Here is a 13,998-nt window from a genome sequence, read left to right on the forward strand (position 1 = left end):
ACTTCCCCCTCCGGTCCTTCGGACCACCTCCCCCGCTGGGGGGAGGATTTCAATTCAGCGGATTCAGCAGACTCGGCGGCCGGGGCTTTGGCTTGGGCGGCGCGGGGGGCGGCGCGGGCGGGGCGGCGACGGCGGGGGGCGGCGGTTCGCTCACCGCCTCCAGCGCCTTGTTGATCCGGGCGATCTCGTCGGCGGTCGGGATGCGGCGGCCGGCCACCGTGCCCTGGGCCATCACGCGCTCGCCGGTCGGGGAATTGGCGTCGGGCACGGACACCAGCTTGGCGTCGGGCAGGACGAGGTTCGACACCCCCAGCATCTGGGCCATGGCCCCGGTCGCGACCGGGCTGGCCGGCGCGGCCTGAGCGGCCAGCACCTCGGGCGGCGCGGCCTCGAGCGTGCGCGGGTCGGCGGCCATCAGGATGTCGGCCGAGACGGTCTCGTTGCCCGAATAGCGCCCCCGGAACGCCGCCAGCGTTCCCGACGGGCCGGTCCAGCGATAGAAGATGTGCTGGCCGAACTGGCGCAGCTTGACCAGGGTCGGCGCCCAGTACGGGGCCACATAGTCGGCGTGGTAGTGGGTCGCCGTGCCCACGGGCTTGAACACGAAGCCGTTCAGCGCCCGACGCGCCACGCTCTGGGCGTTGGCCCACAGGGCCGGGACCGGGACCCGGGCCAGCGAGCCGTCGCAGGCGAAGCTGAACTGGCAGCCGGTCGCCCGGGCCGCGCCCTCGTAGATCACCCCGCAGATCGACTTGGGATAGCCTGGGTGACGCATCCGGTTGATTACCGTCTGGGCCACGGCCATCTGGCCCTCGCCCGGCTCGAACCCGGCCTCGTAATAGACCGCTTGGGCCAGACAGTTCAGCGCCTTGGCCCGGGCGTCGCTCGAGCCGGTCAGAACGAAAGGCCGCGCCGCCTCCAGCGCGTCGGGCGCCATGGGGCGCAGGCTGTTGATGATCCGCGCCTCGTCGAAGTCGGGTTCGCGGTCGCCGATGCGCGGAATGTCCTTGAGGTTGATGACCTCCCAGCCCTCGACGCGGCCCCAATAGTCCTTGTGCGGACGCGGGTCGTGGCGGTGGGCCAGGGCCAGCATGGCCGGATCGAAGTCGGCGACGTAGCGGCGCAGGGCCCGTTCGGTGAAGCTGCCCGTCACCCGCACCAGCCCCGCCTCGCGCCCCGCCCCGGCCGGGACGTAGTAGGTGGAGGTCGAGCACGCGCAAAGGCCGCCCGCGACCAGCACGGTCGCGACGGCCTTGCGAACCGACGATGCGCTCAGGGTCCCCACCCCCGGTCTCTTGTCGACTACTTGCCGCCGAGCGTGGAGCGCAGCATCCAGGCGTGCTTCTCGTGCGCCTGCAGGCGCTGGGTCAGCAGGTCGGCCGTGGCCTCGTCGCCGGCGTCGTCGGCGGTCGGGACGCTGTCGCGCAGGGTGCGGATAACCGTCTCGTTGTCCGCCAGCAGCTCCTTCAGCATGGCCTCCCACCCATTCTCGGGATCGCCGTCCTTGATGCTCGAGAGATTGCCGAACGCGGCGTAGCCCTGCGGCGCCAGCTCGCCCAGGGCGCGAATGCGCTCGGCGATGGCGTCCAGGGCGGTCCATTCCTCGGTGTACTGACCTTCCAGCAACACATGCAGGGACTGGAAATTCGGGCCGCGAACGTTCCAGTGATAACCGTGCGTCTTGAGATAGAGCGCGTAGCTGTCGGCCAAGACCTTGTTCAGCGCCGCGGCGATGTCGGAGCGTTGCTTGGCGGTCAGTCCGGTGTTCAGAGCGTCAGCCATCGTAATCTCCCGTGTTGCGCGTTCTAGGTAAGCGTGTCCATGCTCTTGGCAAGACATCTTTGCCGGGAGCGGAGATGGAGAACAAAGACGCCCACCCCTTGCCCGCGGACGAACAAGGACGCCTCCATGGCCTGATTAGCGCTTGGCTGATCCCTCCGGTTCCGCCGCCGGCGTGGCGGTGCGCCGTGGCCGCGCTGATCGGCGTGGCCATGGCCGTGTTGATGCGTGTCGCCCTGCTGGGGCTGCACGGCGGCGTGGGCGCCACCCAACCGTTCTTTCCGGCCATCATGATCGTGACGCTCTACGCCGGATGGCGCTGGGGCCTGATCCCGACCCTGGCGGGCGCGGCCTTCGGCTGGTGGCTGTGGGGCGGCCGCGACGGCGTTCCCCTGTCCGAGGACGAGCTGGCCACCATGGTCATCTACCTGCTGTGCGGGGCTATGGTGCTGGCCGCCGCCGAGGGCCTGCGCGGGGCGATGCGCAGCCTGGCCATGGCGCGCGAGGAACTGGCCGGCGCCGAGACCCGCCTGCGGGTGACCCAGACCGCCGCCGGCGTGGGTCCCTGGGACTTCGACCTGGAGACCGGGGAGCTCTATCTGTCGCCCGGCGCGCGACGGAACCTGGGCGCGCCCCTGGAAGGCCCGGTCCGGCTGTCGGACATGGCCGCCTATGTCCACCCCGACGACCGGCCGATGGCCCAGGCCCGCGTCAGGGCCGCGCTGGACGGCTCCCAGGACTACGAGGTCGAGTACCGGCTGGCCGACACCAGCCAGGGCGAGCGCTGGGTCCATGGCCGGGGCGAGGTGATCCGCGACGAGCGCGGCAAGCCGCTGCGGCTGATCGGCCTGAACTTCGACGTCACCAATCGCCGCCGCGCCGAGGAGCAGGTGCGCGAGAGCGAGGCGCGGTTCCGCAACCTGGCCAACAGCGCCTCCGCCCTGATGTGGACGACGCGGCCCGGCGGGATCCGCGAATTCGTCAACCAGGCCTATGTCGATTTCGCCGGCATGGACTACGAGGGCGCCCTGACCCTGGACTGGCGCACGCGGCTCTTTCCGGACGACCTGCCCGGCATCCTGAAGGCGCAGGTCCAAGGCGAGTCGTCGCGCAAGCCGTTCACCCTGGAGGGCCGCTATCGCCGGGCCGACGGCCAGTGGCGCTGGCTGAAGTCGTTCTCGCAGCCGCGCTTCGATCCGTCCGGGGCGTTCGCGGGCTTCGTCGGCATCGCCTTCGACATCACCGACGCCAAGCAGGCCGAGCAGAACCTGACCAACATCAACGAGCTGCTGGCCGAGCGGGTGGCCGCGGCGGTCGCCGAGCGCGACGCGGCCCAGGCCGCCCTGATGCAGGCCCAGAAGCTGGAGGCGATCGGACAGCTGACCGGCGGAGTGGCCCACGACTTCAACAACCTGCTGACCGTGATCATCGGCGCGCTGGACTCCGTAGGCCGCCACCCCGAGGACGACGCGCGCCGCGCGCGGATGATTGCCGCCGCCCTCGCCGCCGCCCACCGGGGCGAGAAGCTGACCCAGCACCTGCTGGCCTTCGCCCGCCGCCAGCCCCTGAAGCCCGAGGTCTGCCGCGTCGACCGGCTGATCGCCGAGAGCGAGGAGTTGCTCAAGCGCGCCGTGGGCGACGCCTACGGCTTCCACCTGCGGCTGGGCGCGGGCGTGCGCTCGGCCCGGATCGACGCGGGCCAGTTCGAGGCGGCGCTGCTGAACCTGGTGGTCAACGCCCGCGACGCCACGCCGTCCGGCGGCGACATCACCATCGAGTCCCGCGCGGTGACCATCGCCGAGCCGCGCGGGGACCTGGAGCCTGGGCCCTATCTGCGAGTGTCGGTGCGCGACACCGGCTCGGGCATGGATGCGACGACGATCGCCCGGGCCGTGGAGCCGTTTTTCACCACCAAGCCGCCCGGCGAGGGCACCGGCCTTGGCCTGTCGCAGGTCTACGGCTTCGCCCGGCAGAGCGGCGGCTCGGTCGAGATCGAAAGCGCGCCAGGCAAGGGCTCGACGGTGTCGCTGCTGTTGCCGGTGGCCGAGGCCGCCCAGGAGCGCGCCGTCCTGCCCAAGATCGATCACATCCAGTCGCAGACGCCGTCGCGGGTGCTGCTGGTCGAGGACGATCCCCAGGTGGCCGAGCTGATCGACGCCATGCTGCACGACCTCGGCCATTCGGTGGTCCGCGCCGGCGGGGTCGAAGAGGCCCTGTCGCGGCTGGACCAGGACAAGAGCATCCAGCTGGTGCTCAGCGACGTGATCATGCCCGGCGGCAAGAGCGGCGTGGACCTGGCCGAACAGCTGGCCGCCTCGCGCCCTGGCCTGCCGGTGGTGCTGTGCTCGGGCTACACCGGCGGCGACCAGGGCCGCGCCCGCGCCGGCGACTGGCCGTTCATCTCCAAGCCGTTCTCGCTGGAGGCCCTGGCCCAGGCCCTGGCGCAGGCGAGACCGCATTAGAGCGAAATCCCTCTCTCTGAGAGAGAGGGAGGGGCCCGCCGCGCAGCGGTGGGAGCGTGAGAGGTTTCACCGCCAAACGGAAAACCCTCAAGTCTCCGCGTAACGGCGGTGGACGAGCCCCGGCGTCTGGTTCTGAAGCCTCGTAACCTCTCACCCTCCCACGCCTGGGGCGTGGGCCCCTCCCTCTCTCAAAGAGAGAGGGATCCTATAGCGCTTGACTCACCCATAACTCTGCAGTTATGAAACAACCCATAGCCACAGAGTTATATATCTTGATCCCGCCAACCCCCGACACCCTGTTCCGCACCCTGGCCGATCCGACCCGGCGCGCCCTGTTCGAGCGGCTCTGCCGCGAGGGCGAGCAGACGGTCGGGGCGTTGACGGCCCAGGCCGGGGTCAGCCAGCCGGCGGTGTCCAAGCACCTGGCGGCGCTGAAGGCGGCCGGCCTGGTGCGCGACCGCCACGAGGGCCGCCAGACCCACTACAGCCCCCAGCCGGGCGCCCTGGCCCCGCTGATCGACTGGACGGGCCGGATGGCCGGCTTCTGGGAAGCCCGCTTCGACGCCCTGGAAGACCTTTTGAAGAGGATGGACCAATGACCGCTCAACCCGCTTCGGGCGCGCTGAAGACCGTCGTCGTCGAACGCCACATCGCCCACGCGCCCGAAAAGCTGTGGCGCGCCCTGACCCAGCCGCACCTGATGGAGGAATGGCTGATGAAGAACGACTTCCAGCCCACGGTCGGCCACCATTTCAACCTGCGCGGCGAATGGGGCGGAGTGCTGGACTGTGAAGTGCTCAGCATCGAGCCGCCCAGGAGCCTGTCCTACACCTGGAACTTCAAGCACGAAGATCCGGCCTACGACCTCACCAGCGTAGTGACCTTCACCCTGACGCCGACCGCGACCGGCACGCATCTGCGCATGGAGCAGTCGGGCTTCCGCCCCGACCAGAAGCAGGCCTATGGCGGCGCCCACGCCGGCTGGAAGACCTTCCTCGACAAGCTCGAAACCCTGCTGGCCCAGGGGGAATGAGCGCCATGAGCCGCCTCCTGCACCAGGTCCACCGCTGGCTGTCGATCGCCTTTGTCGGCGGGGTGCTGAACTATATGGTCGTGATGACCAAGGGCCAGCCGCCCTACTGGGTCGGGCTGTTCGCCCTGGTTCCGCTGATCCTGCTGGCCCTCACCGGGCTCTATCTGTTCGCGCTGCCCTACGCCCTGAAATGGCGTGGCGGCCGCGCCAAGGCTTGAGAGGCGATCATGGGCAAGATGAAGCCGGCCCCGGCGGGGGTTCCCGTCTCGGACCTGATCGACCAGGCCATCGCCGAGCTGGGCGACTGGCGCGGCGAGATCCTGGCCCGCCTGCGCAAGCTGATCCACGAGGCCGATCCGGACGTCGTCGAGGAATGGAAATGGGGCAAGCCGGTCTGGTCGCACGCCGGCCTGATCTGCACCGGCGAGACCTACAAGGCCTATGTGAAGACCACCTTCGCCAAGGGCGCGTCCCTGCCCGATCCCATGGGCCTGTTCAACTCCAGCCTGGACGGCAATGTCCGCCGCGCGATCGACTTCCGCCGGGACGAGGGGTTCGACGAGACGGCGTTCAAGGCCCTGGTGCGGGCCGCGGTGGCGGCGAATGTGGCCAAGGGGAAATAACAAACCCGATCTCCCCGGCGAATGCCGGGGCCCAGATCGAGCCCGCTGAGCGCGCCCTGTAACGAAGGCGCGGGGCGCGCCCACTCAAACCTCTCCGGATGAATCTGGGCCCCGGCATTCGCCGGGGAGGTCGGATGTTGGGTCAGCCTAGGAACTCAAGAGCGAGATCGCGCCAATCAGCATTGGTTTCTTCAATCAACATCAGCTTCCAAGACCGACGCCATTCCTTCATCCGCCGTTCGCGGATCAGGGCGCTCTCGCGGGTCTCGTGCTGCTCACACCACACCAGCATCGTGCAGCCGTACTTCGCGGTGAAGCCCCGCACCCGGCTCTGGTGTTCGAAAACCCTGCGCGCGAGGTCGTCGGTGGAGCCGATGTAGAGGGTTCCGTTGCGCTGGCTGGTCATGATGTAGACGTAGAAGGCCATGATCCAGAGTTGGCGAGCCAACGGCCATAAATCAACTCATAATTGCACAATGCTCCGACCTCCCCGGCGAATGCCGGGGCCCAGATTCATTCGGAGCGGTTGGGGTGATCGCGCCAACGGTCGTGCGAGCATCCACTAGATAGCGGGCTCGATCTGGGCCCCGGCATTCGCCGGGGAGGTCGGGTGGCAAGGTTCCCTGCCCAATAAGTAAGTAAACTTTCACTGAAGTGACATGGAAGCCGCCTATAGCGCGGGCGTGACGGGGCGCGGGGGCGTGGCGCGAGACGAATCGCGCGCGTATCGCTAGCTCCTTCGCCTATCCCAAAGGACGGCCATAAGGCCGCGTAGAAGGTCTCTCTCATGCGCTATCAATCTTCCCTCAAGCTGGCGTGCCTCTTGGGCGTGTCCCTGCTGGGCGTTGCGACCGCGGCCCAGGCCCGCCAGGCCGCCGAGCCCAACACCGCGCTCGAAGAAGTCGTCGTCACCGCCGAGCGCCGCTCGGAAAACCTGCAGAAGGTGCCGCTGTCGGTGGCCGCGGTCGGCGGCGACCAGCTGCGCGCCGTCCAGGCCGGCGGCGAGGACATCCTGGCCCTCTCCGGCCGCGTCCCCAGCCTCTACGCCGAAACCACCACGGGCCGGATCTTCCCGCGCTTCTATATCCGGGGCCTGGGCAACATCGACTTCTACCTGGGCGCCTCGCAGCCCGTGTCGATCATCCAGGACGAGGTGGTGCTGGAGCACGTGACCCTGAAGTCGAACCCGATGTTCGACATCAAGCAGGTCGAAGTGCTGCGCGGCCCGCAAGGCTCGCTGTTCGGCCGCAACACCACCGCCGGCATCATCAAGTTCGACACCGCCAAGCCGACCCAGGACTTCCAGGGCCGCTTCTCGGCCTCTTACGGCAGCTACGGCACGACCACCTTCGACGGCGGCGTCGGCGGCCCGATCGTCCAGGACAAGCTGGCCTTCCGCGTGTCGACCCTCTACCAGCACCGCAAGGACTGGGTGGACAACACCTTCGCCGGGACCAGCGCCGACGGCACCGTCACGCCCAAGAAGAACGCCATGGGCGGCTATGACGAAAAGGACGTGCGCGTGCAGGTCCTGGCCACGCCGAACGACAAGCTGACCGTGCTGGCCTCGGCCCACGCCCGCGACTACGACGGCACCTCGACCCTGTTCCTGCGCAACGCCCTGACCAAGGGCTCGAACAAGCCCAACGCCCCGCGCGACAAGGTCGCCTTCGACGAGGCCGACAACAACCCGCAGGCCTATCAGATGGCCGGCGCCACGCTGAACGTCGCCTACGACTTCGGCGGCGTCACCCTGACCTCGATCAGCGCCTACGAGGCCGCCAAGGGCAAGAGCCGCGGCGACACCGACGGCGGCGCCGCGGCCAACTTCCCGGTCAATGGCGTGCCGAACGGCTTCGGCCAATCGATGGGCCAGCTGAAGGACCTGGACCAGGTCAGCCAGGAAATCCGCCTGGCCAGCAACGACGAAGGCCGCCTGAAGTGGCAGGTCGGCGGCATGCTGTTCAGCTCGGAAGACTTCACCAACTTCTACCAGCGCGCCTACTTCACCAAGGCCAACCCGAACAACTGGGTGGCCCTGCGCAACCTGAACACCTCGTGGGCCGTGTTCGGCCAGGCCAGCTACAAGGTCACCGACAAGCTGACCGTGACCGCCGGCGCGCGCGAGACCCAGGACGTCAAGAAGACCGTTCTGCTCAAGACCGCCGACACCGCCGCCGGCGCGGTCACCTACACCGGCCGCCGCTATGTGCGCCTGTCGGACAAGCAGCCCAGCTGGGACCTGTCGGCCCTCTATGAAGCCACCCCGGACGTCAGCCTCTACGCCCGCGTGGCCAAGGGCTTCCGCGGCCCGACCATCCAGGGCCGCTCGGCGGTGTTCAACGCCGACTTCACCACCGCCGACAGCGAGACGATCCTGTCGTGGGAGGCCGGCTTCAAGAGCCGCCTGCTGGACAACACCCTGCGCTTCAACGCCTCGGCCTTCACCTACGAGGTCAAGGACATCCAGCTGAACGGCAACGACAGCAACGGCAACGGCGTGCTGTTCAACGCCGACAAGGCCAAGGCCTACGGCCTGGAAGCCGACGCCGAATGGCGCCCGGTCCCCAACCTGCTGCTGACCGCCGGCGCCAGCTGGCTGCATAGCGAGATCAAGGACAAGCGCGTCTACGCCCAGGTCTGCGCCCTGAACGGCGTGGTGGTCTGCACGGTGGAGAACCCGACGATCAAGGTCGGCGCCAACACCTTCGCCCAGATCGACGGCCAGCCGCTGCCGAACGCGCCGAAGTACAACCTGAACTTCACCGCCCGCTACGACGTGCCCGTGGCCGACGATCGCCGCCTCTTCGTGGCGACCGACTGGAACGTCCAGGGCTACACCAACTTCGTGCTCTACAAGACCCGCGAGTTCTACTCGAAGGGCAGCTTCGAGGGCGGCGTGAAGCTGGGCTACGAGAACCTGGACAAGGGCTACGAGATCGCCCTGTTCGGCCGCAACATCACGAACGAGAAGAACCTCAAGGGCGTGATCGAGAACTACATGGCCGCGGTCTACAACGAGCCGCGCGTCATCGGCGTCTCGCTGAGCGCCAAGCTGAACTAGCGTTTCCTCCCCTGGAAGACCTCGAGCCCCGGAGCGAAAGCTCCGGGGCTTTTTCTTTGGAGGGTAGTGAGAGCGCACCTTCCCTCGCCCAAAAGAAAAAGGGCCGGTCCCTTTCGGAACCGGCCCCCATCCCAAGCTCGGCGACCCGAAGGTCGTCAGGCCTTAGTAGGTGAAGCGAACACCCATCTTGAACGTCCGGCCAATGGCGCCGGCGTAGTGGAAGGTGGTCAGGAAGTTCGGGTTCGACGAGTAGGAACCCGCGGCCAGCGGGGACTTCTGGTCGAACACGTTGCCGATGTTGCCGTAGATCTGGACCTGATCGTTGATCTGGGCCGTGGCGTTCATGTCGGTGTAGATGAACTTCTTGATGTAGCAGAACTTCGGCGCGATCGTCTGGTTGTTGTTGGCGTAGGTGTTGCCAGCAACGCAGTCGGTCGTGCCGTAGTCGTCGGCGGCGACTTGCTTGATCTTGTTGACGAAGTAGGTCGTCGCCGAGACCGTGTAGCGGCCGAACGCCAGGGTGTTCTGCCAGTTGCCGCGCCAATCGGGCGTGCCGTTGCCCGACGACAGTTCGTACGGACCCAGCGAGCCAGCGTACTTCTGCACCTTACCATCGGCGGTGTGCAGGTCGTACTTCAGCACGTGGGTGACTTCCACGCGGCTGGTCCACTTGACGTCGTCCCAGATGTTCACGTTGGCCTGGGCCGAGAAGTCAACACCCGAGGTTTGCGAGTAGTTGGCGTTCTCGAACGGCGCGTTGATGATCAGGACGCGCGGCAGGGCGTTGGGGAACAGCGGATCCGGCACGTCGACGACGTTACAGGAGTAACCCGGGCCAACGGCGGCGACCAGGGCGCAGCCTTCGGCTTGGGTCGCGCCCTTGAAGTACGCACCCTTCGCTTCGGCGATCTTGGAGCCGCTGACGATCAGGTTGTTCTTCTTGACGTTGTAGTAGTCGACCGTCATCGACAGCCAACGGGTCGGCTGCACGATGGTGCCCAGCGTGAAGCTGCGCGAGGTTTCCGGCTTCAGGTTCGGGTTACCGACCAGACCCGAGCCCAGCGAGTAGGACAGGGCGTAGGGGTTGGTCGAACCGCCGTGGGCGGTGACGAACGAGGTCGGCGGCACGTAGGTCGCGAAACCGGCGTACTGCGAACGCGGACCCGATTCAGCGAAGGTCGGGGCGCGGAAGCCTTCCGAGTACGTACCGCGGAAAGCCAGTTGCTTCATCGGCGTGTACTTGGCGCCGATCTTCGGCGAGAAGTGGCTGAAGCCTTCCGAGTAGTCGTCGTAACGACCCGAGACGTTGACTTCCAGGTCCTCGGTGATCGGAGCCTGCACTTCGAAGAACGCGGCCTTGACCGTGTGCTTGCCGAAGGCCGACGAGGTCGTCAGGCTGTAGGTGTCCAGACGGGCGTTCTGGTTGTTGTTTTCCAGAACTTCCTTACGGATCTGACCGCCGACGGCCAGCATCATGTCGCCGGCCGGCAGGGTCCACAGCTTGTGGGTGACCGAGCCGTCGAGCGACATCATCGACGAGTGCGAGTTCGTCACGATGTCCGGCGAGATCTTGTTGCGAACGTCGGCGGTGTTCTTCGACGGATCGACGAAGTTGTACGAGCCGGTGTTGATCGCGGTCATCAGGGCGTCGATGTTCAGGTAGCCGCGCTGGCGGATACGCAGGTTATCGCGGGCGCCGACGGCGTCGATCTGCCAGTTCCAACCGTCGCCGAACTCACCCTTCAAACCGGCGGTGCCGCGGATGACTTCGTTGACGCGGTTGCTGCCGGCCGGGATGTCGCCGAACAGATAGTAGAGACGCGCGGCGCCGTTGGCCGGATCGTTGGCGTAGGCGGCGGCGTAGGGGTTGTTCGGGTTCAGCGTGCGGCCCGGAGCCCCGGCGGTGGCGCAGTTCACGCCGGTCGAGCAGATCCACACCGGCAGAGTGATCTGCAGGGCCGACAGAGCCGGTTTGGCGCCGAACGGCTGGGTGTTCTGGACAGCGCGCGGCGCGTTCTTGATGTCGACTTCGTTGCTGGAATAGCTGCCGGTGACATAGGCCTCGACGCTGTCGCTGAGGCGCATGCTCAGGCGGCCGTTGAAGGCGTAGCGCTTCTGCAGCGGCTGGATCTGGTTGTAGGTGTCGACCAGGTTCCACTTACAGCCGGTGCCGTTCACATTGGCGCTGACCTGCGTGAAGGTGCCGTTGGCGCAGTTCAGGTTCAGCGAGGTGTAGACCTTCGCCGGGTCCAGAACGGTGCCGGTGCCCGTGCGCGGATCATTCAGGTCGCGGACGCTGGTGCGATAGACGATCGCGTTCGGCGTCTGCACGGCCATGTTGTTGTCGGCCGAGTTGTTGTCCAAGCCGCCGATCGAGGTCAGGTCGCGGTTGTTGAACGGGAAACCACGGCTGTGCGTCGTGACGCGGCCGTCCTTCTGGTATTCGCCGTTGATGTAGAAGTTCCAGCCGCTCTCCTGGTAGTCGCCGTAGCCCAGGGTGATGTCGGCGCGGCGATGCTCGGCGTCGCCGCGATCGCTCTCGCCGGCTTCCAGGCTGCCCTGCACGCCGACGAAGGTCTTCTTCAGCTTCAGGTTCACGACGCCGCCGATGGCGTCAGCGCCGTACGACGACGAAGCGCCGTCCTTCAGCACTTCGATCCGGTCGATCAGGCTGAACGGAATGGTGTTCAGGTCGACATAGGCGTTGTGGCCGTCGTCGTTGATCGGGAAGTTGGTCGAGCGCAGGCCGTCGACCAGCACCAGGGTCGACGAGACGCCCAGGCCGCGCAGCGACACGGCCGAACCACCGGCCGAGAAGCCGCTCTGGAAGCCGGTGCCGATCGAACCGGCGCCGTCGGCCGAGATCGTGCGGATGGCGTCCGAAGCGGTGGTGATGCCGGCGCGGGCCAGGTTTTCCGACGTCAGCACGGTGACCGGCGACGGGGTTTCGGTGTCCGTGCGGCGGAACAGCGAACCGGTGACGACAATTTCCTCAACTTGCGTCTGGTCGTTGTTCTGGGCAGCGGGCGCGGTCTGCGCGGCGGCTTGGCTGGCGCCGAGCACAGCCACGGCGGCGCCGCAGATCATGGAGGAAGCGAGCAAGCGCTCCCGGATGGACTTGGTATTCAAGGTGATACTCCCCAGCGTCTCTGCGTCGCGCATGCGCACATGCGCGGTCCCGGGTCGCGGATTGACCCGGCTGGCGGGGAGCTACGAACTTAATGGTTTTCAGGTCAACGGACATCGCGACCCCGAGTTCCATCCGTCGAAACGTGTCGCTTTAAGGCCACATGTTTACGCTTGCGCAATGAAACGATGACGGTTGTCGCAAACCAGTCCAGATAAAATCACTTTCATGTCTGAATCCGCCCCCCGGGGGTCGCGGCGTGACATTTACGGGTGCGGTGAAGTTTTCCGGATATTGTTTTAGGAGCGTCCCGCACCTTACTGCCATGGCCGTACGAAATCGTTTTTCGATTTTCTCTGCAAAATTCGAAACAAGTCTTCCAGATTACCAATCTGTAAGGCACAAAATAACGTCGGTTTCCCAAGATTCTCGATGAGCGCCGTTTATGAGGCGCGGAGGCCCGCTCCCGCGCGCTCCCCAACGTGCCCGTCGCCTGGGCGCCCTGCCCAGGGAATGGGCGAAAGCCGGACGGATTTGCATTTGGCGCGCGAGGCGCTATATCTGTCGGGTCAGTTATGCTCAGTTTCAGCATAACCCAGGCGTCGGAAGCTCAGGAGGGGCCCCGGCGTTTTTTGAGGCCCTGGAAATGCTCACTTTGAGCATAACGGAGGATCAGATGGCCGACGGGTTCGCCGCTCCCCAAGAAGCCTTCAAGGGGGAGTTCACCGCGCAGATCGAAGCGCAGACCGCGCCGATCTGGGAGAAGGTCAAGCATCACGTCACGCCGCTGGAGTGGCGGACGCAGGCCCCGCTGATCGCCGAGATCAACCGTCTCAAGCGCGAGAAGAACGCCGCGATCCTGGCCCACAACTACATGACGCCCGACATCTTCCACGGCGTGGGCGACTTCGTGGGCGACAGCCTGGCCCTGGCTCGCGAGGCGGCCAAGAGCGACGCGGCGATCATCGTCCAGGCCGGCGTGCACTTCATGGCCGAGACCAGCAAGGTCCTGTCGCCCCAGAAGAAGATCCTGATCCCGGACCTCAAGGCCGGCTGCTCGCTGGCCTCGTCGATCACCGGCGCGGATGTGCGGCTGATCAAGCAGCGCTATCCGGGCGTGCCGGTGGTGACCTACGTCAACACCACGGCCGACGTGAAGGCCGAGACCGACATCTGCTGCACCAGCGCCAACGCCGTGCAGGTGGTCGAATGGGCCGCCAAGGAGTGGGGGACCGACAAGGTCATCCTGATCCCCGACGAATTCCTGGCCCGCAACGTCGCCCGCCAGACCGACGTGAAGATCATCGCCTGGGCCGGCCATTGCGAGGTCCACAAGCGCTTCACCGCCCAGGACATCGCCGACATGCGCGCGGCCTGGCCGGGCGCGGAGGTCCTGGCCCACCCGGAATGCCCGGCCGAGATCCTGGAAGCCGCCGACTTCGCCGGCTCGACGGCGGCGATGAACGACTATGTGGCGGCGCGCAAGCCGGCCCAGGTGGTGCTGATCACCGAGTGCTCGATGGCCAGCAACGTCCAGGCCGAGAGCCCGGCGACCCAGTTCATCGGTCCCTGCAACATGTGCCCGCACATGAAGCGGATCACCCTGCAGAACATCCACGACGCCCTCGTTTTCGAGCAATTCGAGGTGACGGTCGACGCCGACATCATCGACCGCGCCCGGCTAGCCGTGCAGCGGATGATCGACCTGCCGCCGCCGGTGGTTCCGGCGCGGTACGACCTGGTGAAGGCCCGCCATCACGTGGATGTCGAGCTGATCTAAAGAGCTCCCTTCCCCTTGATGGGGGGGAGGGTTGGGGATGGGGGGACGCGGCCGATCCGCTTCCACCCAGCCCTTCGTCTTTCCGGATGGCTGAACCGCCGTGTTCACCCCCATCCCCAACCCTCCCCCC

11 protein-coding genes are annotated in these 13,998 nt (G+C 66.7%); 7 read left to right on the forward strand and 4 right to left on the reverse strand.

Going from position 1 to position 13,998, the window contains the following annotated elements; translation table 11 throughout:
* Positions 1 to 49: 49 nt before the first annotated feature.
* Complete coding sequence (locus VJ655_RS07215) at positions 50 to 1,285, reverse strand: cell wall hydrolase (RefSeq protein ID WP_324110388.1); 1,236 nt, start codon at positions 1,283 to 1,285, stop codon at positions 50 to 52.
* Between the two features lie 17 nt (positions 1,286 to 1,302).
* Positions 1,303 to 1,782: a Dps family protein gene (locus tag VJ655_RS07220; protein WP_324110389.1), complete on the reverse strand. Its 480-nt coding sequence runs from the start codon at positions 1,780 to 1,782 to the stop codon at positions 1,303 to 1,305.
* Between the two features lie 59 nt (positions 1,783 to 1,841).
* Here VJ655_RS07220 and VJ655_RS07225 point away from each other — a divergent pair, with 59 nt between their 5' ends.
* From VJ655_RS07225 to VJ655_RS07245, 5 genes are all read left to right on the forward strand, one after another.
* Positions 1,842 to 4,241, forward strand: a complete 2,400-nt coding sequence (locus VJ655_RS07225) for a hybrid sensor histidine kinase/response regulator (protein WP_414646958.1) — start codon at positions 1,842 to 1,844, stop codon at positions 4,239 to 4,241.
* 275 nt (positions 4,242 to 4,516) lie between these two features.
* Positions 4,517 to 4,840, forward strand: coding sequence for a metalloregulator ArsR/SmtB family transcription factor (locus VJ655_RS07230; protein ID WP_324110397.1), 324 nt, complete (start codon positions 4,517 to 4,519; stop codon positions 4,838 to 4,840).
* Positions 4,837 to 5,274, forward strand: a complete 438-nt coding sequence (locus VJ655_RS07235; protein WP_324110391.1) for an SRPBCC domain-containing protein — start codon at positions 4,837 to 4,839, stop codon at positions 5,272 to 5,274. Before VJ655_RS07230 ends, VJ655_RS07235 begins: the two co-directional genes overlap by 4 nt.
* Before the next feature lie 5 nt (positions 5,275 to 5,279).
* Complete coding sequence (locus tag VJ655_RS07240; protein WP_324110392.1) at positions 5,280 to 5,492, forward strand: hypothetical protein; 213 nt, start codon at positions 5,280 to 5,282, stop codon at positions 5,490 to 5,492.
* A gap of 9 nt (positions 5,493 to 5,501) precedes the next feature.
* On the forward strand, positions 5,502 to 5,897 hold the full coding sequence (locus tag VJ655_RS07245) for a DUF1801 domain-containing protein (RefSeq protein ID WP_324110393.1): 396 nt from the start codon (positions 5,502 to 5,504) through the stop codon (positions 5,895 to 5,897).
* 142 nt (positions 5,898 to 6,039) lie between these two features.
* Here the strand turns inward: VJ655_RS07245 and VJ655_RS07250 are convergent, their stop codons facing one another.
* Positions 6,040 to 6,324, reverse strand: a complete 285-nt coding sequence (locus tag VJ655_RS07250) for a GIY-YIG nuclease family protein (protein WP_324110398.1) — start codon at positions 6,322 to 6,324, stop codon at positions 6,040 to 6,042.
* A 360-nt stretch (positions 6,325 to 6,684) separates the two neighbouring features.
* Here VJ655_RS07250 and VJ655_RS07255 point away from each other — a divergent pair, with 360 nt between their 5' ends.
* Positions 6,685 to 8,961, forward strand: coding sequence for a TonB-dependent receptor (locus tag VJ655_RS07255; protein ID WP_324110394.1), 2,277 nt, complete (start codon positions 6,685 to 6,687; stop codon positions 8,959 to 8,961).
* Positions 8,962 to 9,123: 162 nt separating this feature from the next.
* On the opposite strand, the gene VJ655_RS07260 is transcribed toward VJ655_RS07255, so the two are convergent.
* On the reverse strand, positions 9,124 to 12,063 hold the full coding sequence (locus VJ655_RS07260; protein ID WP_324110395.1) for a TonB-dependent receptor plug domain-containing protein: 2,940 nt from the start codon (positions 12,061 to 12,063) through the stop codon (positions 9,124 to 9,126).
* Positions 12,064 to 12,764: 701 nt separating this feature from the next.
* Here VJ655_RS07260 and nadA point away from each other — a divergent pair.
* A complete protein-coding gene (gene nadA / locus VJ655_RS07265; RefSeq protein ID WP_324110396.1) occupies positions 12,765 to 13,868 on the forward strand; it encodes a quinolinate synthase NadA in 1,104 nt (367 codons plus the stop codon).
* Positions 13,869 to 13,998: the final 130 nt, after the last annotated feature.

The organism is Caulobacter sp. (assembly GCF_035254145.1).
GTDB lineage: Bacteria > Pseudomonadota > Alphaproteobacteria > Caulobacterales > Caulobacteraceae > Caulobacter.